This window comes from Ruegeria sp. A3M17 (assembly GCF_003318255.1).
Classification (GTDB): Bacteria; Pseudomonadota; Alphaproteobacteria; order Rhodobacterales; family Rhodobacteraceae; genus Ruegeria.
Genome location: NZ_QOCF01000036.1, coordinates 83,015 through 102,693, shown reverse-complemented (window position 1 = coordinate 102,693; position 19,679 = coordinate 83,015). Strand labels below are relative to the sequence as shown.

Genomic DNA, 19,679 nt, shown 5'->3' with positions numbered 1-19,679 from the left:
CAAAGTTTGCGACACATCCAGGCGGAAGCGTCTCAAAGAAGCGGAGCAATTTTGCGCGCTTGATGGCTTTGTTGAAGATGACCCGGCCATTCCCAGAAATACCGTTCACTTGAAAAACATCGTTGGCCAAATCCAAGCCTACGGTTTTTACTGTCAGTGGGTGGCTCCTTTCCTAGCAGTCGATGATAACTGCACTTTGGCACATTCGATGCCGGTGGAGCAGGAGCCACCCACCTCATCCGCAACGGGCCGTCCTCACTTGGGCAAAGCGAGGCTCAACTACAAGCGGTGTGCAAGCCTACATTGCTGCGGCGTGGACGGGTGTAAATCTCATGAGACCCCTTAGTTTGGCTCACACGTTCGTCGATTGTCATGGGACGAACGACGCTTGCCTCACCTATCGGAATTCAATGCGACGACAACGTTGCCGCGCTTTCGACCGGTATCGATATACCGATGGGCCTCTGCCATCTGATCAAATCCGTACGTTTGATCAATGACGGGGTGAAGGCCGCCAGACGTCGCAATTTCAACAACGTTACGGACGACTTCAGAGGACTCCGACGATACGCCGCCAATGACTCGTCTTCCACCTAGTCGAGCATGGAAACCGCCAAACAAAACATCGAGCAGGCTTCCGGAAATGATGATCAGCCGACCCTTCGGCTTCAGAATGTGTCGCACGCGCGACCAACGGGCCGTTCCAGCGTTATCCACGACGATGTTGTAGCCGGCATCCTCTTTGGTGAATTCGCGACTTTTGTAGTTGATCACATGATCGGCGCCGATGCTTCGAACTAAATCTGTGTTTCCTGCGCAGCACACTCCAGTGACTTCCGCACCAAAATGCTTGGCAATCTGAACACATGCGGTTCCTGTTGACCCAGAGGCACCGTTGACCAGCACATTGTCACCGGCTTTCAATTTCCCTTTGTTGTTAAGAAAGTCATAGGCCGCCGTCCCACCAAAGCAGATTGCGGCTGCTTCCTCGAAACTCAGGTTCTTCGGTTTTGGGACAATGTTTCCACTCTCAGACATCAGAACATATTCAGCATATGCGCCAAACGAACTTCCGCCCGGAAAGCCAACAACTTCTTGTCCGGCTTCAATTCTAGTGACTTCATCCCCGACGGCATCAATCACGCCGGAGAGCTCGGTTCCCAGTACTTGTTTTCTCGGGCCGAAAACCCCGAAGACCAACCGCATGATCAATCCCATTCCTGGGGACGCAGTCAGCGAGCGGGCACGCCAGTCTCCGGAACTAACTGTTGTTGCGTGGATCTTGATCAGGACATCGTTTGGTCTTGGATCGGGTTTGGGAAGTTCTACGACTTTTATAACTTCCGGCGGCCCGTACTCAGTATTTGCATAGGCACGCATCCGAGCTGTCCTTCCGCTTGATCTACTGCTTGTAAAACTCAAGTACGTAGCATGCGCCATTTCTGGCGGATGAGGACTACTTCGGTGTCGGCATCTAGAGTGAGCACCCGAAGGATGCTGTACCCGAATTTCCCTTTATCTTCCTCGATCGCTTCATGGGTGATGCGCACCGACAGGCACGTCTCCGGCGGGATCGGTTTGGTATAGCGAATGTCGCTGATTTCCGCTCCGATCAACGGTTGATCGCCAAAGGGGCGCGCTTCGACCGCCAGGCGCATGGTGATCGCAAGCGCGTGCCAACCGCTGGCGACAAGCGATCCGAAGAAACTACCCGCCGCCGCAATCTCATTAATGTGCATTGGCTGAGGATAAAATTCTCTTGCAAACTCAATCGCAGCATCTTTGGTCAGTCGCATTGACCCACTGGAGATCGACTGTCCGACCGCAAGTCCTTCGGTCTCAACCATGCATCTTGGCTCCTTTGGTGATCTTATCGACGATTTTTTTCTCTGCGCGAAGGGCAATGCCGACGGTGTTGTGCTCATCAGGGCCATGTTCCGCAAAAACGGCCCGGTTGGCGTCATCATGACCAGTGGCAAACATCTCTTCGACATACGCCACGGTTTCGACGCCACGGTCCCGAGCGCGATTGCGGATATTGGCCAGCACATTGGCCGCGCCAGACAAAACGATCACCGGTTGAACAGACATCGGAAGGTGGAAGTTACCGTCACGGTCCCTATAGGGCGCACCGATGATGTCAGCGTTGGCGCCAGCAATGCCGCTCATCAAAAAGGCGGTTACATTCAGCTTCTGCCAGGTGGCGAGATCATCTCGGACAATGATGGCAATCTTGGTATCAAACATACTCTCGTGTTTCCTTCTTATATTAGCATGATCATCGACACTGCGAGGCCGAGGCCAAGCGCCATGTTGAACATCCGGGCAACCCTTGGGTTTTGTAGTAGTGTCTGCATCGCTGCACCGCTGGCAAGCCAGGGAAAACAGCCCGCAACGGCGGCAATGACAAAAACCGTACTCAGCGTCGCGGCTTAGTAGAACGCGGAACCCTCCGACACCATGAACGCTCCAACAATAGAGACCGATACAATCCACGCTTTCGGGTTGACCCATTGAAGCAAAAGAGCAGGCATGAGGCCAAATTCGAACTCACGGGCATATCGAGCTGTGTCTTTTGAAACCGGGGCGCTGGCAATAACCCAAGCCAGCCAAAGTATGGCTCCCATTCCGGTAATGCGTAGCGTGGCAAGCAAAAGTTTGTTTTCGAGGATTGCGGCGCCAAGGCCAAATCCTACGATAAAGAGGACCAATCCTGTCCCCAACGCAGTCCCTAGCAATGCGGGTATCCCACGCACTACACCCATCCTAGCGCCAATGGTTGTTAGCAGAACATTGGAGGGGCCCGGCGTCACTGATGCGATGAGGGCAAAAAGAAAGAATGCCGACAGTTCCATATCCGAGATCCTTACAAAAAGTGTTTCGTTTCATGTGACGTGCTACGACATTTTGTTCTGTATTGTGTGCAAGAATCCGTATATCATTCGGTAAGGTGGAAGGTTATCGAAGGTACTTCGGTATAGGTGAGAAATAATGGACATTGACCGAACGGATCGCAGAATTTTGGCACTTTTGTCGAACGATGCACGGATGACTAACAAAGAGCTCTCAAGCGAGGTTGGTTTAGCAGCCTCAAGTGTTCACGAACGCCTAAAGCGTCTGCAGGAGTGCGGCTTGATTGCGGGGGCCTACACCGACATTCAGTTGGAGCACTTGGGTCTCTCACTAAAGGCATTGCTGTTCGTTCAAATGGCAGAACATAGAAAGACCGATCTTGATCGATTTCTGCAGGAGGTTCTCATAACTCCAGAAGTGCGCGCCGGATGGATGATCACTGGCCGTTTTGACGCGGTCGTGGAGGTTCTGACAACAGACACCGCGCACCTACATCGGCTGGTGGTCGAACGGTTTTCGTCTCGCGAGGAAATCAGCCGGATAGAAACATCCATCGTCTTTGAAAGCGTTGCGCAGCGCGACCTTTCAGAAACGCTCGAATTGACTGACCAGCGTGGCTAATGCGGTTGGGCCTCAGTAAGCGGCAAATTTGAAACGCCGTCTTCGCCATGCGTGAGAAGCGGAAGTCGGCATATCGACAAAATGACCGCATCGTCTGCGACCGGTGAGTACGGGTATGTTAAAATTTTGCGCGTGCGGTGAATGTCCTTTACGACCTTCTCACCGTGGCTCTGCTTGGTTCCGGGTTTCTTTCTCATCTCCACTCCTTGGCGGTTACGATGAGCCAGAAACCCTCTCTTATCAAATCGACCTAAACTGTCCCATTGGTGCTGACGTCAGACATTCAAATAATTTGGGACTTTCAGTCCCATTGGAGATTGCGTATCAGGAACCGGTTCAAGCGGGATTATCCGTTCCTTCCGCAAAGTCGCTTTGCGTAATCCTTTCATTTCGGTCCAGCAACCCGCCGATGGATATATCATAGCGGCTCTTGGCGGCCATGGTTTCAATCGGCAATCGTAAGATGCGTACGGCCACCGGCTCTGCGGCACCATGGATCGTAACCGAGCGGTAGTTTGCGGAATGGTGAAAGGCCGAACGACCCAACAGCAGGCCATCAAGGTGCGAGACATTGAGGCACACGGAACCGCCCTTTGCCATTTCCCGGATAGCTCGGCTGGCGGAGGAACCGTGCCAATAGATATGCTCTCCGCTGAGCCAATAGAGCTTCGGCAGCGCCCCTGGCGTGCCGTACAGTATGAAGGACAGATCGCACAGATGGCCGCTGTCCAGAATACCAAATGCTGTTTCACGGCTGTCGTCAGCGTGTTCATGGCCACGTCGGACGCGGTTTGTTTCGGCGACTGTGAAATCGTTCGTTGCAAGTGGCCCCTCCACGCCGCCTCGGCTTGGGTGAGACACACCGCCCGCGATCTTACTCATAACCGTACCGATTTCATAAAGTTGACGTAAAGCATTTCGGCTGCCCCAAGAAAGTCGTCCATAGCCGCCGTTGCTGCGGCGTGCATGTCCGAAACACCGTTTTCTCCCAGAGCGACAATCAGCGCTTGGTGGTAAGCCGGGATCGCGGCCCAGTTATCTACGGTATCGGGCTCTACCTCGACATGATACTGCATCGACCAGGCATTGTGACCCACGCGCATCGCCTGGACCGGGCAAGTAGGTGAACGGGCCAGAATGGCCGCACCCTCAGGCGCCTGCGCAACCTGAACGGAATGCCATTGGAGGCATCTTTGCTTCACCGGCAGCCCCTGCATTAACGGATCTTCCTCACCCTCGGCAGTAAGTTCCACATCCAGCACGCCGATCTCTGACGGGCGCTGTGGCCCACATGTACCGCCCAATGCGTCCGCCAAGAGCTGATGACCCAGGCAAAGCCCAAGGAAAGGCTTCTTCATGTCGCGAACCCAGGTGCGTATAGCCGCCTTTTCGAGAATGAGCCAAGGATTTTCGTGGACATCCCAGACATCCATCGGGCCGCCCATTACCCAGAGGGCATCATAGTTATTCAGATCAGGGATCGGTTCTCCTTCATCCAGTTCCACCGCGTCCCATGCAATGCTGTCACGGGCGAGAAAGCGTCGTAAGGAACCTGGATGCTCGCAATCGACATGCTGAAAGACAAGAAGTCTCATATGTTTCACCTTTTTGCTGCCTCGGGATTCAAGTTGTGGGCTCGCAGGTTGCGGTGGTCCGCACGGAGATTGCTCGGACCAGGGCCATCGTCGCCTCGACACCGGCCATGGCGGCGGCGAGTATTAGCAAAGCGGCGCTGCCCATCTCCACGATCATCCAGCCTGCTACCAGTGGGAAGCCGAAGATGCCGATGAAATAAGTCAGCGCGAAGACCTGCAGGGTTTGTGGGAGGATGTCGGGATCTGCGTCATTGGCCGCCATTGCAGCAAGGATCGGATAGCTGACGCCGTACCCAATGCCGAACAGAATGGCCGTGAGCAGGTAGAGCGACAGGTTGCCTCCGCTGAGGAGAAACAGCACGACGGAACCCAACATCACGTATTGAAGCAAAGCGATGGTCATATAGGGATTGGTCCCGCCCTTGAACCGCGCCAGAAGCACGCGGAAGAGGATCACGGTGATGGTGTAGGCAAGGAAGAAGTCAGCATAGTCGAGGCCGCGCTCATCGGCAAAAACTGTTTGGAAATTGTTCATTCCTGCAAAGACCGCCGCCCCAAGGCACACCATGATCACCGGCAGCCGCGCGGGCGAACGCAAGATGGCCACGACACTGGACAGGGTGAGGGATGACCGCGCCTCAGGACCCTTGGCCTCGGAATGGCGGCGCACCGGACCGGTCAGGGCAAAAAATAACCCGGCAGAGACAAGGCACAATCCGGCAGTGACAAAGAAAGCGTCATTCACGGTCAGGCCGGCGTTTTCCATCATCGAGGCCATGACCGGTGACAGGCCAAACCCAGCCATGACAGCGATGGTCAGCATGGCAAAAAAGCGCACCCGTTCTGAAGGATCAATCAGGCGGGTCAGGACGATGGGAGGCAGAGCATAGGTTAGCCCCCAGCCAGCACCGAGCGCTGCGCTTGCGAAGACCAGCAGGAAGCCAACCCCGGTGGCGGCCCCGAACGATGCCAGTGATGCTGCGATCATCAAACCGGCCAGAGAAAGCGTTCGCATCCGGCCGATTTTGTCTGACAGATGGCCGGCGAAATAGACGGCGATCAGGGTGATAATTGTTGTGATGAAGAGCATCACGCCAACGACCTTTTCGTTGGCCCCAAAGCCTTCGAACAAGCGCGGCAGCATGAAGGTCAGCCCGTAAACGCCCGCCTGCAGGAAGACCGCGATATAGAAGATAGTAAACAGAATCGGACGGGACATCAGCCAAACTCCTTTGCTAAGTTAGCCGTCCTTGCCATGGATTTGGTTTTTTCTTAACATCCAATATCGAATAAAATGGGCATACCAATTTGCAGCAAACCTCATGGCTCGCCTTTTCGATTGACCGTTCTGCGAAGATACCCGTCTTCGAGCAAATCTGCGCGGCGATACGTGGGCGCGTCGTGTCCGGAGGCTTGACCGAAGGGACCGCTCTACCAGCCACAAGGGTTTTTGCGACCGAACTGGGCGTGTCGCGATCCACCGTAGTCACGGCCTATGAACAACTGGTGGCTGAAGGCTATCTGCGAAGCAGGCAAGGCTCCGGTTATGCTGTCTGCACGATCAGCGAAACCGAGCCAAATCCCAGCCCCGTGCCCTCAATCCGCCCCGCCGAAGACACAGCACTCCCGCCCATTCCCTTCGAAATCGGCCAGCCTGACACACGCCTCTTCCCCCACCGACAATGGGCCAAATCCGTTGCCCGCGTCTGCCGCACGAATCCCGAAGCAATGCTGGCCGGTGGAACAAGCTTCGGCAATCCCGCCTTGCGACAGGCAATTGCGGCGCATGTTGCGGAATGGCGGGGCATCGACGCCGCGCCCCATCAGGTCATCGTAACGGCGGGTTCGGCGGATGCCTTGGAAATCTGCATGTCCGTCCTGGCCGAGGCCGGAGACCAGATTGGCCTCGAAAGCCCCGGCTATTTGCCCGCCCGTCATTTCGCCAAGATGCGCGGTCTGAAATCCGTTTACATGCAGATCGACGACCAAGGTGCTGAATTGCCCCTAGGCACACCGAAGTTTGTTGTACTCACCCCTTCACACCAATACCCGCTTGGCGGCGCGATGTCTCCGGGGCGGCGGCTGGAGTTCATCCAATGTGCGGAATCCACTGGTGCGTGGATCGTCGAAGACGACTATGACAGCGAATTTCGCTACGCCGGGCGGCCCATTCCGGCGCTGGCCGGGTTCGACCGGATGAACCGGACCATCTATGTCGGTAGTTTCTCCAAAATTTTCTCGAACGCATTGCGGCTTGGCTACTTGATCGTCCCCGACATACTGCTGGACCGCTTTCGCGCTGCCATCAAACGCTCCGGCGTCAAGGCCAGCTACATGCCGCAACAGGCACTGGCGGAGTTCATGACATCAGGCGAGTTCTACCGCCACCTGCGCCGTGTCCGACGGGTTTATGGGGAACGGCGAAAGCATCTGGTGGACCAACTGTCCCGCGAATTTGCTATGTTTGGCACATTCGAAGATCATCAGGCCGGAATGCATATCGCCTTTCACTTGAATGACGGGTTGTCAGACAAAACCATCGCGTGCAGAGCGTCTGATGCAGGCATTGCCGTTCAGCCGCTATCTGCACTTTCTGGCAAGCCATATAGTATGAATGGGCTGGCTCTGGGGTTTTGCGGATATACCGAAGATGAGGCTGATAGTGCGCTTGAGAAGTTGAAAACGTGTATCACAAAATCTGTTGGTTAATGGGATTCACTGCTTCGGCCAGGGTCAGCTTTGCGCGGATAAAAGCCGTTGGTGCCGCTTGCAGCATAATGCAAAACTGGGCTCAAGGCGGTCATCAGAGGCGGTGCAGCATTGCCCCCTGCCCCAACTCAGACGAATCTCGCGGACGGCCCAAAAGAGAAGCCCATTCGGTCGGCCCACGCTGCGGTGTGGCTTACGCATTCCTGCCATTCGTGGTCTTGCAGCATTTGCCAATTACAGTTGATCGGAGTGTGAGGCGTGGCGTTACTCCTTTCTGACAACGTGGAAGCGATCAAGTAAGGATGCCAAGCGGCAATAGATCTGGCCGGAATGGGTTGCTTTTCCCTGAGACCGCGGCCATTCACGGTCACCGTGGTACATTCAATTGTTCAATCACCCCTGTCTTTGGTCGATCTCGGCTGGTCTCAGTTCTTTGGCAACCAGCTGGGAGCTGACGAGACGGGTCTTGCCCGGATGCGCATTGCGACTGTCCACCGATCTCGTATGACTGCTGTATCTGCAATCGGCCCAGTGAAGCTGAACCTGCCCGCCCAAACTACTACGGCAGATTTCGCCGTGGGGGACTGGATCTTGGCGGATCCTGCAACTCACATAGTCCTTCGCCGTTTGGAAAGACGTACCCTGTTGCAGCGTTGGACCGAGGGTGCTCGGACCCAGCAACTGATTGCCGCGAACGTGGACACGCTTTTCATTGTTACTTCCTGCAATGACGATTTCAATCAAGCCAGGCTGGAACGCTACCTGGCCCTTGCAAATGAGGCTGGCGCGACCCCGGTGATTGTCTTGACGAAAGCCGATCAAGCGCCAGATGTGCAACCTTACCGGCAGCAAGCAGAAGACCTTCAGCGCGGAGTGGCCGTCGTTGCTTTGAACGCAAAAACCCGAAATGCCGTGGTGGCTTTGGCTCCGTGGTGCAAATCGGGGCAGACGATTGCTCTTGTTGGATCATCCGGGGTGGGGAAGTCAACTCTGCTTAACACCCTTGCTGCCAAGCCAGCTGAGGACGCACAGCTTACTGGCGGCATTCGGGAAGACGATGCCAAGGGACGTCACACAACGACATCGCGCTCTCTCCACTCCATCGAAGGCGGTGGTTGGGCGATTGACACGCCGGGAATGCGTACGCTGCATGTCAGCGATGTCCGGGCAGGTCTGGACATGCTGTTCTCGGAGATCACTGAGCTTGCCCCCAAGTGCCGCTTTCGGGATTGCACCCACGCGCATGAGCCGGGCTGTGAGGTTCAGGCTGCGGTTGCGACTGGGCTGATCAACCCAGTTCGACTTGGCCGGTGGCGAAAGCTACACGAGGAAAATCGCAGCAACACCCGCTCTGAATCCAGGGCTCGTGGCTACTTGGCCCCAAACACCCGTGGCAGGCGACACTGAGTCCTTTCTTACTGTGCACGACCTGTGTTTCGCCGAGATCGAGCTCTCACAGCGCAGACCAGGCATCCTTGGTGTCCTGGAATGTTGCGATGCTGCTTCACCGTGCAGACATTGTCTCCCCTACAGGACTTCGACAAAGGGGTCCTATGTCCGAGCTTTCTTCGCAAAAGAAGAGCGCTCATTTTTCTTCATGTAAGTCCAGGCAATAAAACGACTGGTTTTTTGCCCCTGTGCCATTTCGACGACTTTGCAATCAGCAATCCTGGCTTTTCCCAAAATTCGGCTGAGGGGCTGGAGGTTATCTTTTTTCGACACCAACGAAGTAAACCACAGGCACTGGTCGGCGAACTCCATGCTCTGTTCAACCATACGGGCGAGGAACTTTATCTCCCCACCGGGACACCAAAGTTCAGCGTTTTGACCACCAAAGTTGAGTTTGGTTGAACGCCCCTTGCCAAGGTTCGCCCACTTGCGTTGGGTACCCTTTTTCGCTTTCTCGATAGACCCATGGAATGGCGGATTGCACATGGTTACGTGAAAAGCATCGTTGGGCTGGATCACGCCGCGAAAGATATTCACAGCTTTGCTTTGTCGCCTAAGGGTAATTTCCAACTTGTTTAATTCACAAATTTGCCTTGCCGATTTGATCGCGCCTGCGTCGATATCGACGCCAGTAAAGTGCCAGCCGTATTCGCTCTGGCCCGTAAGGGGATATACCAAGCTTGCACCGGTGCCGATGTCCAATGCCTTGATATGACGCCCCCGCGGGATTTCTTGGTTATTGCTGCCAGCCAGCAAGTCCGCGAGATAGTGGATGTAGTCGACGCGGCCGGGGATTGGTGGGCATAGATAGCCGGCAGGAATATCCTAAAAATCAATATCGTAATGCGCCTTTAGCAACGCCCGATTAAGCATACGAACGGCCTGCACGTCTTGAAAATCAATCGTCGCCTGACCGGCTAGGCTTTGGATTGTAAAGGCCTCAAGCTCAGGCGTCTGCGCCGTCAAGAGCTCGAAATCGTAACCTCGTGAGTGTTGATTGCGGGAGTGCAGCTTCGTCTTGGTGGTCATGGGGACGCCCTCATTACAATTTGGTGGACGTCACTCGCCAGACGATATGTTGCTTTTAGGCCCTTATAGACAAATAGTAAAATGTGGAGCGGTGCGGATCCTCCGCTGATGCGACGCCCCGACCGTTCATTTCGTGTGCTGCATCTGTATTTTGGTCTCGAAGCTGACTTTCTATAACGCGCAGCATTTCGCTGATCCAATAGGTGAGTCCGTCTACCCGGCCCAGAGCTGACATCCAGCCGCTGATCGCGATACTGCGGTCGCAGCCCGCATTGCCGCCGTTCGCTGCACCCGCAAAATCGGCGGATGGTCGAACTGACACATTGAGGGACAATGCTGTCCGTTCAACCTTCCTAAATCAATGTCAAGTACCAGCCCGAAACAGACATGACCAATCTTTACGCTAGGTGGAACGCCAATATCCTTGAAATTCAGGATCTCCTAGACCAAACCGACGCATCCCATACGCTACAAACTCCCTTCAGGTCCAACAAATCCGGACTAGAAACGAAGTTCGCTCCAATGCTTCAGGCAGTCTAAGCTTCATTTGATCAGGATTAAGCACGATCATACTAGGAGGCGATCACTTTGGATCATACAGGTATCCGATGCCACGTACGGTTCGGATTATTTCCGGTTTTTCAGGATTAGCTTCAAGCTTTCGGCGCAATCGAGATATTCTGATATCTATGCTGCGATCAAATGGGTCCCAAGTGCGGTCATGCGCCTGTTCCAAAAGCTGATCCCTGTTTAGAACACGCCCCCTATTTTCCGCAAAAACCTTGAGCAGGCTATATTCCATCGCAGTCAACTGGACTTCAGAACCATCGGCCGCAAGAAGCTTTGCTGCTTCTCTGTCTAGGGTAAAGTTTCCGAAAGGCACCTCGTTCCCGTCAGAGTTTCCTGTGGTCGCCTTTGTGTTTATGGATTCCCTTCGGAGTATTGCTTTTATCCGGGCTTCGAGCTCTCGAAGATCTACGGGTTTGCCAAGATAGTCATCCGCCCCCATTTCCAAACCTATTACGCGATCAATCGCGTCACCGGCGGCGGTGAGCATTATGACGGGCGTTGTATTCTCTGGGCGAAGAGATGTCAGAATTGAAAGACCATCTTCCTTGGGCATGTTAATGTCCATGATGATGACATCCACTGTGTTTACAGAAAGTTTCTCCCGGAGTTCTTCTCCGCCGGAGGCTGCCGACACCTTGAACCCACGTTTACCAAGATATTCCTGAAGCATTTCGCGCACGTCGATCTCATCATCGCAAACCAGGATGTGGGTTTTCTGATTATCCATCTGAGGCTTCCTTCTGATCGGCAAGCAACTGTCCGACAAGAATTCTAAGGTCTGAAGGGGAAACGGGTTTTTCCAGATAGGGCAAACCGGAGTCTCTTAGGAGGCCCAGAGAACTCTGTCCCATCGTGTCACCCGTAATATAGGCCGTTCTGTTTAACATTTCTGGGAAATGGGTCACCAATGCATCATAGATTTGGCGCCCATCGACACCCGGCATATTCAAATCGCTCAGGAATATGTCGTATTTTCGGGTACGAAGCCGGTCTATTGCCTCTTCGCCTGACAAGACGAAATCAACTTCGAACCCTTCTTTTCTGAGTATCTCAGCATTCAACTCGCCCACTTCAATCTCATCATCCACGACCAAAGCCCTGAGGTCTGCAGCGGTTGAGATCGGCTCAACCGGCTCGTCCACCTCTGATTTTAAACCATCGGCCGCGGGCAGTGCGATCCGAAAACAGGTGCAGGAATTGTCGGCCCGGTCGAGCCTGATCTGGCCGCCATGAGAAAGAATGATCCTGTGACAGAATGCCAATCCAATCCCGGTTCCCTCACCGACTTCCTTGGTGGTGAAGAATGGCTCAAAAATACGAGCGCGAATGCCCTTGGGAATTCCGGGACCATTGTCCTTGACCGTCACTTCCACCATGCCTGTGTCAGGCTTTGCTTCGGCCAACAACTCAATAAGGTCGCCGCGACCAGATGACGTCATTGCCTGCTCAGCGTTGATGATGAGATTGATGATGACCTGCGTAATCTGATCGGCATCCGCAGCGATTGGCGGTAAATTTGCCGGAAGATGTTGCCTAATGCTGATTTCCCCTGACTTGCTGCCAAACCCAACCACGTCAGCGGCCGTTTCAATCACTCCGGAAAGATCGACCGGTTCAATATTGCTTGGTTGCTGGCGTGCCATTGCAAGGAATGTCTTGACGATCTTGGCGCAGCGTTCGGCAGCATTGCTGATCTTTTCAATCCTGGTGGTCAAATTCGGATCGGTAACTTCCTCTTTCAGCATTAGAGAATGCCCCACAACGACAGATAGCGGGTTGTTAAGCTCATGTGCTACACCGGCGAGCAACTCTCCGAGCGCGGACATCTTTTCATTCTGGAACAGAAACTCTCTTTGTTTTTCAAGCTCGTCTTCGATTGCCAATTCGTCGGTTAAGTCACGTGTGCTGGAAACGATGACCTCTTCACCGTTGAACTTGATAAGGCGCGAAGAATCAGCGCCCCAGAACCTTCTTCCATTCGCATCGATGAATTCCATCCGCCGATCCTTGAGCGAACCAGCTTTCCAAAGGTCCTTTAAATAGCGTTCCCGTTCAGTCGGATCCGCATAATAAGACTTGGAGCAATCGGCAGGGCCAAAGAGCGCCTCGGTGTCAGGGGTGGCGAACAGAACCTTCCCTGTCTCGGCATTCGTCATGTTAATGGCCGCCGGATAAGCCTCCATCACCTGTCTGATAAGCGCGTCCGCTTCTTTTTGGACGGTCAAGTCAATGATACTGGTTACAATGACTTCTTCGCCTTTATAATCGACAAGTTGTGAAGAAATAGTGGCGGGAAATATGTTTCCGTTGGCATTGAGCAGATCAAGCTTGAAGTCATCAACCCGCCCATCTGCCAATAGCAGCGTTATGAAGTCTGCACGTTCTTCTGGATTGACATAATGTTCCTTAGCAGACTTGGAGGGGCCGAACATTTGAAGGGCTGCAGGTGTACGGTACAATATCTGGCCGTCACCAATTCGCGCCATTGTCACCACAGCGGAGCTGGCATCCAGCACCTTTCTAATCAGAAGGTCTCCGTCGCGTTCTTCGACCTCTGCTTGTTTTCTGTCGGTGATATCCTCGCGGGTAACAACAAAGCCGCCTAGTTGTGTGGGATGGACGGAAACCAGATAAGTTCGCCCGTCTGTCTCGGTCAGCTCGAAATCCTGGATAAATTCGACACCATTGGCCAGCCTGTCAGAAACCCACTGCTGTTCATTGCCGATGGCATCGGCATAGATACCCCTGCGCGCCGTCTCGCGCATCAGTATCTCCCAGTCCAGACCGGGCTCCAGTAAATCGGCAACACCCTTGTTCATCTCAGCATATTGCTGGTTGAACATCACAAGACGACGGTCGTCATCATAAAGGGCGAACCCTTCCTTGAGAGACTCGATTGCATCGCGCAGAAGATCTCGCGCCCTCTCGATTTCTTCAAAACCGTTCGCCATGTCCATCGTCATCCTGATTTTCTAAGATATCATTGTTTCAGTGCCATTTCAAAATCAGCTTCTAGTGTTTCAATTGTTTCACAAGGATCGCTCTTAGCCTAGATCAAGCTGCAATTTCCCATATTTTAAAGGCTGGTAGCCGTTTGTGTGAAGCGCTTCACACAACTACAACTGAAACACTTTGGTCGCCCGTCAGACATTACATTGAAACAATGGGGTGTCAGTAATTTCTCATCACAAACGCAAGTGAGTTATGAGTTATGACGATTTCATTCCAACCAACAGAACATATCAATGCGCCAATTGTTGCATTGCATTCTTCTGCATCAAGCAGCGGTCAATGGACCCAACTGGAAGAAGACTTCAACGGCAAATTTTCTGTCATTGCGTTCGACCTTCCTGGCTATGGTCGCGCACCCTTGACCGGTGATCTGTCGCAAAATGGAGCTGCGGTTTCCGCAGCCGCAGTCATCCGGGAAATTGAAAAAATCGGATGCGCTGTTCACCTTGTTGGTCACTCAAACGGTGGCGGAGTTGCGATTAAAGTCGCGCTGATGCGCCCCGATCTTGTAAAGAGCCTGACTGTCTATGAACCCGCAGCATTTCATTTTCTTCAGCACGGGAACCGCACAGGCCAGCGCCTGTTCCAGCAGATCCAATTCGTATCGGGGCTGGTGACGGCCGCGGCTGCGGAGGGCGATGCAGCTGCAGGGATGGCGCGTTTTCTGGACTTCTGGAACGGTGAAGGATTCTGGAGCAACCTGCCGACCTCGGCCAAGCAACGGTTTGCAGGTATGATCTCTTCGGTCATGACTGATTTTGCCAACGGCATTGCGGAAACCTGGGACTTAAAGGACCTGTCCGAGCTCGACGTACCAACACTGGTGATGACGGGTATGGAATCTCCGGAAATTACACAACACGTGTCTGCGGTCATTGCCAAAGCGTTACCCAAGTCGCGTTTCGCGCTCTTGCCAGAACTTGGACATATGGCGCCGATCTTCCAGCCCGAATGGGTCAATTCAAGAATACTCGAACACTTGAACAGCGTCGAAAGACCAATCGTGACCTGTGGTTGGCCCGGTCTGGTAGCTGCATAACCCGCTGCATTCACAGAATGCGGCATCTATTGAAATCGCTGGTGACGACCCAGCAAAACCCTCAAAGGATATGAAACATGGGCATTCAAACATCTATTAATCAAACGACTGACTTCTTGGCCATCAAGGCGAAGCAAAACGTCGCCTGGGGATCCGGGGATTATGCTAAGGTCGGCGTAACCCTGCAGATCACCGGAGAAGAGCTTGCCGAAGCGATGGCCATGAACCCGGATGCCAAGGTTCTGGATGTGGCGGCCGGGAATGGCAATGCAACATTGGCCTTTGCCAGACGCTTCTGCGACGTCACGTCGACGGACTACGTAGAGGCACTGCTAGAGGCCAGCAGCCAACGCGCAAAGGCAGAAGGTTTGTTCGTGAGCTACAAGGTTGCAGACGCCGAAGACCTCCCATTTACGGATCAGTCGTTTGACGCGGTTGTGTCAACATTTGGGGTGATGTTCACGCCAAATCAACAACAATCCGCTGCAGAACTTCAGCGGGTGGTGAAACCTGGCGGCAAGATCGGCATGGCCAATTGGACGCCAGAAAGCTTCATCGGCCAGCTTTTCAAGACCATTGGAAAGCATGTTCCGCCGCCTGCTGGTGTAAACTCTCCGGCTTTGTGGGGAAGCCGGGAGTGGGTTGACGAAACATTTGGCAACAATTGCGAAATCTCCTCGTTCCGACGCAAGAACTTTATGTTCCGCTATCGCTCTGCTGATCACTTCCTGGAATACTTCCGCACATTCTATGGCCCAATGCAGAAGGCATTCGAAGCGCTTGATGCGGCCGGACAGACGGCATTGCGGGGCGATATTCTGGCACTCATCGAGAAGTTTGACATTTCGACCAACGACTCTGTGTGTATCGCTTCTGAATATGCTGAGATCATAGTCGCGCGTCTCTAAAGTGGTGCGATGTATCTATGACGCCCTTCGGCACACGATCCGAAGGGCGTCGAATTATTGTTTTAGCAGCTGGCAGGTTTGAACTGATCTAAGGCGCGGTTTTGAACCTCGGCAGATTGAGCGCCTTTGTGAATTTACTGTGTTTGAAAGGGTTTTTGGATGACTGAACGCACACTGTATGAGAAGTACGGAGGCTTTTCCAAAGTCAGCAAAATCGTGCTCTCATTTTATACCACCCTACTGGACAGCGATGAGATCGGCCCGTTTTTTGACGACGTGGATATGTCTCGGATCGTTGACCACCAGACCAAGTTCATCGCGACCTTGCTTGGTGGACCAGCGTCTTACACGGACAAGCAGCTACGCCATCTGCATTCGCATCTTGAGATCAGCCACGCACATTTCGACGAGCTCGAAACCGTGCTCCGGCGCACACTCTTGGAACACGGTATGGCTGCCGACGATGTTGACGTGGTCGCCACAGAATTCGGCAATCGCCGCCCATTGATTGTCGGGTGAGCCATGACCATAGAAGCGATTAATGAACAGCTATTGCGCGCAATTGGTGTTGGTGTTGCGCTATTGGACCGGCAAACGTTCCAGTTCAGTTTCAGTAATGATACCTTCGACGAATGGTTCAGTAGTGAAAGTCAACCAGGCCAGCTGCAGCAGCTTTTCCCGGACTTGGATGTTAACGAAATGCAGAACGGTCTGGCAGATAGTGGGCGATACACCTCTGAAATCAGGTTCAAAAGGAAGCGTAGAACGCTGGTTATCGCGCTTGATTTCACGGCTGCGAACGAAGGCGTTCTTGTTCTTGTCTGTCAGAACATAACACGCATCAAGGAATTGGAATCCATGATTGATTCCTACTCGATGATGGTCGAACGGAACACCCGCGAGATCAAACGGGAAAAAGAGCAGGTGGAAAAACTCCTGCTCAACATCATGCCCCGTTCTGTCTACGAAGAGTACAAGACCTTCGGCGTTGTCACACCGCAACTGTATGATCCTGTGTCCGTTCTCATGCTCGACTTTGTCGGGTTTACGGAAATGGTTGCTTCGCAAGATCCCAGCGTTACCGTCACTGAATTGAACGATATTTACAGCGCGTTTGACCGTATCGGCGAACAATTCGGCTGTGAACGCATCAAGACCATCGGTGACGCCTATATCACTGTTGCGGGTTTGCCGGATCCAACGCCAGATCACGCAAAGGCGGTTGCCAACACTGCCATTCGATTTGTGCGCTACCTGACCAGACGCAACCTTAGTCATCCGCATCAGTGGCAATGCCGTATCGGCTTGTCCTCTGGCCCAGTTGTTGGATCTGTGGTCGGAATTCAAAAGTACGTCTACGATATCTTCGGCCCAGCCGTTAACCTTGCGACCCGACTTCAGGAGTTTTCTGATCCAATGGAGATCAGTGTTCAACACGAAGTAGCAGATGTACTCAAAGATCAGTTTGATCTTGAGAAAATTGGGTCAAGGACAATCCGAGGTTTCGGTGCACGGGAGGTGTGGCAGTTGTCAGACCGGAATTGAGCCACTATGGCAGTAATGCTGTCGATAATTGAGCGAGTTCCGCTAACAAACCTCCACAGCTTTCGTGGAGCGAACACCAAGACTCAGAACAATTACCGGCAATGCAGCGTTGGAGTCGTCAACTGAAGATTTGCACCAGAGTTTCGTTACACTTTGCAAGGTCGGCTTTCGGCGCATTGCGGACATTGATCTATACTCCACGTCGCTGCGGTGCGGCCCTAAGGAGATGGGGTGGATGGCTCCTGCTCCATCGGCGTCGCAATGCGCCATACTGCAGTTGTCTATGACTGCTAGGAAAGGAGCCACCCCATGCAGGTTACAACAGTCGGCCTTGATCTGGCCAAGAACATTTTCCAAGTACACGGGATCACATCGGACGGAACCGTCGCCTTCAATCGGTCTTTGAGGCGTGCGCAACTATTGGCGTTTTTCGAGAAGCTGGAACCGTGTCTCATTGGCATGGTGGCTTGTGGGTCGAGCCATCATTGGGCGCGGCAATTTCAGATACAGGGTCATGAGGTTCGCCTCATGCCTGCGATGTACGTGAAGGCCTATGTCAAACGTGGCAAATCTGATGCCATTGACGCTGAGGCTATCTGTGAAGCAGTCACGTGCCCGACGATGCGTTTTGTCGCGATCAAGACCGAGAAACAGCAGGGAGTTTTATTCCTACACCGTGCCCGTGACATGGTCGTGCGGCAACGAACCCAGCTGAGCAACCAGATAGTTGCTCTACACCTGCGCATCCTTTGGTATGAGAAACGCATGCAGCTAGAAGCGCGCAAAGACCCTCGGGTCATGTTGCTGAGAACAATCCCAGGGATCGGTCCGATCACCGCATCGGCCATCGTCGCGACCGCTGGTGACGGGCATCAGTTCCGCAGCGGTCGAGAGTTTGCTGCCTGATTGGGGCTCACACCGCTCAACCGATCAAGCGGCAAGGCGCGTCTTGGGCGGATATCAAAGATGGGCGACAGGTATGTAAGACGCTTGCTGGTGGCGGGCATGACGTCGCGTCTCAGGCAAATGAAGGTCAATCCAGACCGCGTTGATCCATGGGCCGTCGCTCTGCTGGAGCTAAAATCACCGAGACTGGCGACGGTGGCAATGGCCAACATGTCCGTCGTCAGAGTTTTTGGAACCAAGAGCGGCGTAAACTAAGTGAGTGTTTGGCTCATCTGGTTTGTGTGATTATGCTGCGCGCTGGCTGTGATGCAAGCGTCGCGCTTCGAACGTCTTCCGTTTGATCCTTTCTCGTTGTTCCAGAATGGCTTGATCACGCCCGAAGTAGACATCGGCGGGTGTGACGTTGTTTAGGCTCTCGTGATATCGCTGATGGTTGTAGTGATCGACGAAGGCTTCGATCTGGGCCTCGAGATCACCTGGCAGGAAGTAGTTTTTCAATAAGATGCGGTTCTTCAAGGTTTGATGCCATCGTTCGATTTTGCCTTGGGTCTGCGGATGATACGGCGCACCACGACTGTGTTTCATGCCTTTGTCCTTCAACCATTCAGCCAAATCGCCAGAGACATAACTTGAGCCGTTGTCACTGAGCAGTCTTGGTTTGTGGACGACATGGACCTGATCACAGCCGGAGGCCTGCAAGGCTAAATCGAGGGTGTCTGTCACATCCTCAGCCCGCATGTTCGTGCAGAGTTTCCATGAGATGATGTAGCGGCTGTAATCGTCCAGAATTGTGCTGAGATAAAACCAGCCCCAACCCAGAACCTTGAGATAGGTAAAGTCGGTCTGCCAAAGCTGGTTGATGGCTGTTGTCTTATGCTCAAACTCATTCGCGGCTTTCAGCACGATGAAGGCAGGGCTGGTGATCAGGTCATGCGCCTTGAGCGTGCGATACACCGTAGATTCCGACACAAAGTAACACTCTTGATCGGTGAACGTGACGGCCAGCTCGCGCGGCGACAGCTCCGTCTCTTTTAGAGCGAGATCCACAACCTTGCGCTTCACTTCGGTGGGTACCCGGTTCCAGACATGATTTGGCTTTGGTGATTGATCATGCAAACCAGCCTCACCGCGCTGCAGATACCGATCATACCAGCGGTAGAAGGTGGTGCGGGGGATACCCAGCTTGGCCAATGTCCGGCGTGCCGAAAGATGGCTCTCTTCGACCAACCTGATGATCTCCAACTTCTCAGATGCAGGATACCTCATTCTTGGTCGCCCCCATCGCCTGTCATGCTTTTTTTGAGCAGGCGGAGCTCGAGTGTTTGTTCCGCCACCACTTCTTTCAGATCACGGGCCTCGCGTCGTAGGTCCTTCACCTGCAAAACATCGAGGTTTTGCGCACCAATTCCCAAATAAAATGAACGCGAAGTCTCAGTGACTTTG

At 53.5% G+C, this 19,679-nt stretch carries 16 protein-coding genes and 3 pseudogenes; 8 read left to right on the top strand and 11 right to left on the bottom strand.

The features are described 5' to 3' along the window. Nucleotides 1–393 precede the first annotated feature (393 nt). From DS906_RS20680 to DS906_RS20665, 4 genes are all read right to left on the bottom strand, one after another. Nucleotides 394–1,380: an NAD(P)-dependent alcohol dehydrogenase gene (locus DS906_RS20680; protein ID WP_113791945.1), complete on the bottom strand. Its 987-nt coding sequence runs from the start codon at nucleotides 1,378–1,380 to the stop codon at nucleotides 394–396. Between the two features lie 38 nt (nucleotides 1,381–1,418). Next, nucleotides 1,419–1,847: a MaoC/PaaZ C-terminal domain-containing protein gene (locus tag DS906_RS20675; RefSeq protein ID WP_158541352.1), complete on the bottom strand. Its 429-nt coding sequence runs from the start codon at nucleotides 1,845–1,847 to the stop codon at nucleotides 1,419–1,421. Beyond that, the gene (locus DS906_RS20670; RefSeq protein WP_113791943.1) at nucleotides 1,840–2,247 is read right to left on the bottom strand and encodes a DUF2000 family protein; all 408 of its coding nucleotides are present in this window, start codon (nucleotides 2,245–2,247) and stop codon (nucleotides 1,840–1,842) included. The genes DS906_RS20675 and DS906_RS20670 overlap by 8 nt, the downstream gene beginning before the upstream one ends. A gap of 185 nt (nucleotides 2,248–2,432) precedes the next feature. Further along, on the bottom strand, nucleotides 2,433–2,855 hold the full coding sequence (locus DS906_RS20665) for a LysE family translocator (RefSeq protein WP_113791942.1): 423 nt from the start codon (nucleotides 2,853–2,855) through the stop codon (nucleotides 2,433–2,435). A gap of 136 nt (nucleotides 2,856–2,991) precedes the next feature. Here DS906_RS20665 and DS906_RS20660 point away from each other — a divergent pair, with 136 nt between their 5' ends. Further along, the gene (locus tag DS906_RS20660; RefSeq protein ID WP_113791941.1) at nucleotides 2,992–3,474 is read left to right on the top strand and encodes an Lrp/AsnC family transcriptional regulator; all 483 of its coding nucleotides are present in this window, start codon (nucleotides 2,992–2,994) and stop codon (nucleotides 3,472–3,474) included. A gap of 336 nt (nucleotides 3,475–3,810) precedes the next feature. On the opposite strand, the gene DS906_RS20655 is transcribed toward DS906_RS20660, so the two are convergent. The 3 genes from DS906_RS20655 to DS906_RS20645 are packed head-to-tail and all read right to left on the bottom strand — an operon-like array spanning nucleotide 3,811 to nucleotide 6,288. Then, on the bottom strand, nucleotides 3,811–4,356 hold the full coding sequence (locus DS906_RS20655; protein ID WP_113791940.1) for a pyridoxamine 5'-phosphate oxidase family protein: 546 nt from the start codon (nucleotides 4,354–4,356) through the stop codon (nucleotides 3,811–3,813). Continuing rightward, nucleotides 4,353–5,069, bottom strand: coding sequence for a type 1 glutamine amidotransferase (locus tag DS906_RS20650; RefSeq protein WP_113791939.1), 717 nt, complete (start codon nucleotides 5,067–5,069; stop codon nucleotides 4,353–4,355). Before DS906_RS20650 ends, DS906_RS20655 begins: the two co-directional genes overlap by 4 nt. 28 nt (nucleotides 5,070–5,097) lie before the next feature. Next, nucleotides 5,098–6,288, bottom strand: a complete 1,191-nt coding sequence (locus DS906_RS20645) for an MFS transporter (protein WP_113791938.1) — start codon at nucleotides 6,286–6,288, stop codon at nucleotides 5,098–5,100. Between the two features lie 89 nt (nucleotides 6,289–6,377). Here DS906_RS20645 and DS906_RS20640 point away from each other — a divergent pair, with 89 nt between their 5' ends. Then, nucleotides 6,378–7,778 (top strand): PLP-dependent aminotransferase family protein, encoded by a 1,401-nt coding sequence (locus DS906_RS20640; RefSeq protein WP_113791937.1) that lies wholly within the window; start codon nucleotides 6,378–6,380, stop codon nucleotides 7,776–7,778. Nucleotides 7,779–8,150: 372 nt separating this feature from the next. Further along, nucleotides 8,151–9,185, top strand: coding sequence for a ribosome small subunit-dependent GTPase A (gene rsgA / locus DS906_RS20635; protein ID WP_233494868.1), 1,035 nt, complete (start codon nucleotides 8,151–8,153; stop codon nucleotides 9,183–9,185). Nucleotides 9,186–9,329: 144 nt separating this feature from the next. Here rsgA and rlmF read toward each other — a convergent pair. The 3 genes and pseudogenes from rlmF to DS906_RS20620 form a co-directional block, all read right to left on the bottom strand. After that, a pseudogene (gene rlmF, locus DS906_RS20630) lies at nucleotides 9,330–10,256 on the bottom strand (23S rRNA (adenine(1618)-N(6))-methyltransferase RlmF). Nucleotides 10,257–10,839: 583 nt separating this feature from the next. Then, complete coding sequence (locus DS906_RS20625; RefSeq protein ID WP_113791935.1) at nucleotides 10,840–11,553, bottom strand: response regulator; 714 nt, start codon at nucleotides 11,551–11,553, stop codon at nucleotides 10,840–10,842. Beyond that, entirely contained in the window at nucleotides 11,546–13,783 is a 2,238-nt protein-coding gene (locus DS906_RS20620) for an ATP-binding protein (protein WP_233494867.1), read from the bottom strand. The genes DS906_RS20625 and DS906_RS20620 overlap by 8 nt, the downstream gene beginning before the upstream one ends. A 254-nt stretch (nucleotides 13,784–14,037) precedes the next feature. Between DS906_RS20620 and DS906_RS20615 the strand changes: the two genes are divergently transcribed. The 5 genes and pseudogenes from DS906_RS20615 (at nucleotide 14,038) to DS906_RS20595 (ending at nucleotide 18,491) form a co-directional block, all read left to right on the top strand. Continuing rightward, the gene (locus tag DS906_RS20615) at nucleotides 14,038–14,877 is read left to right on the top strand and encodes an alpha/beta fold hydrolase (protein ID WP_113791933.1); all 840 of its coding nucleotides are present in this window, start codon (nucleotides 14,038–14,040) and stop codon (nucleotides 14,875–14,877) included. Between the two features lie 77 nt (nucleotides 14,878–14,954). Further along, nucleotides 14,955–15,785 (top strand): class I SAM-dependent methyltransferase, encoded by an 831-nt coding sequence (locus DS906_RS20610; RefSeq protein WP_113791932.1) that lies wholly within the window; start codon nucleotides 14,955–14,957, stop codon nucleotides 15,783–15,785. A 159-nt stretch (nucleotides 15,786–15,944) separates the two neighbouring features. Continuing rightward, nucleotides 15,945–16,304: a group 1 truncated hemoglobin gene (locus tag DS906_RS20605; protein WP_113791931.1), complete on the top strand. Its 360-nt coding sequence runs from the start codon at nucleotides 15,945–15,947 to the stop codon at nucleotides 16,302–16,304. Between the two features lie 3 nt (nucleotides 16,305–16,307). Then, nucleotides 16,308–17,330, top strand: coding sequence for an adenylate/guanylate cyclase domain-containing protein (locus tag DS906_RS20600; protein ID WP_113791930.1), 1,023 nt, complete (start codon nucleotides 16,308–16,310; stop codon nucleotides 17,328–17,330). A 309-nt stretch (nucleotides 17,331–17,639) separates the two neighbouring features. Further along, nucleotides 17,640–18,491, top strand: a pseudogene (locus DS906_RS20595) (IS110 family transposase). Between the two features lie 30 nt (nucleotides 18,492–18,521). Here the strand turns inward: DS906_RS20595 and DS906_RS20590 are convergent. Then, nucleotides 18,522–19,615, bottom strand: a pseudogene (locus tag DS906_RS20590) (IS3 family transposase); the annotation flags it as partial. Nucleotides 19,616–19,679: the final 64 nt, after the last annotated feature.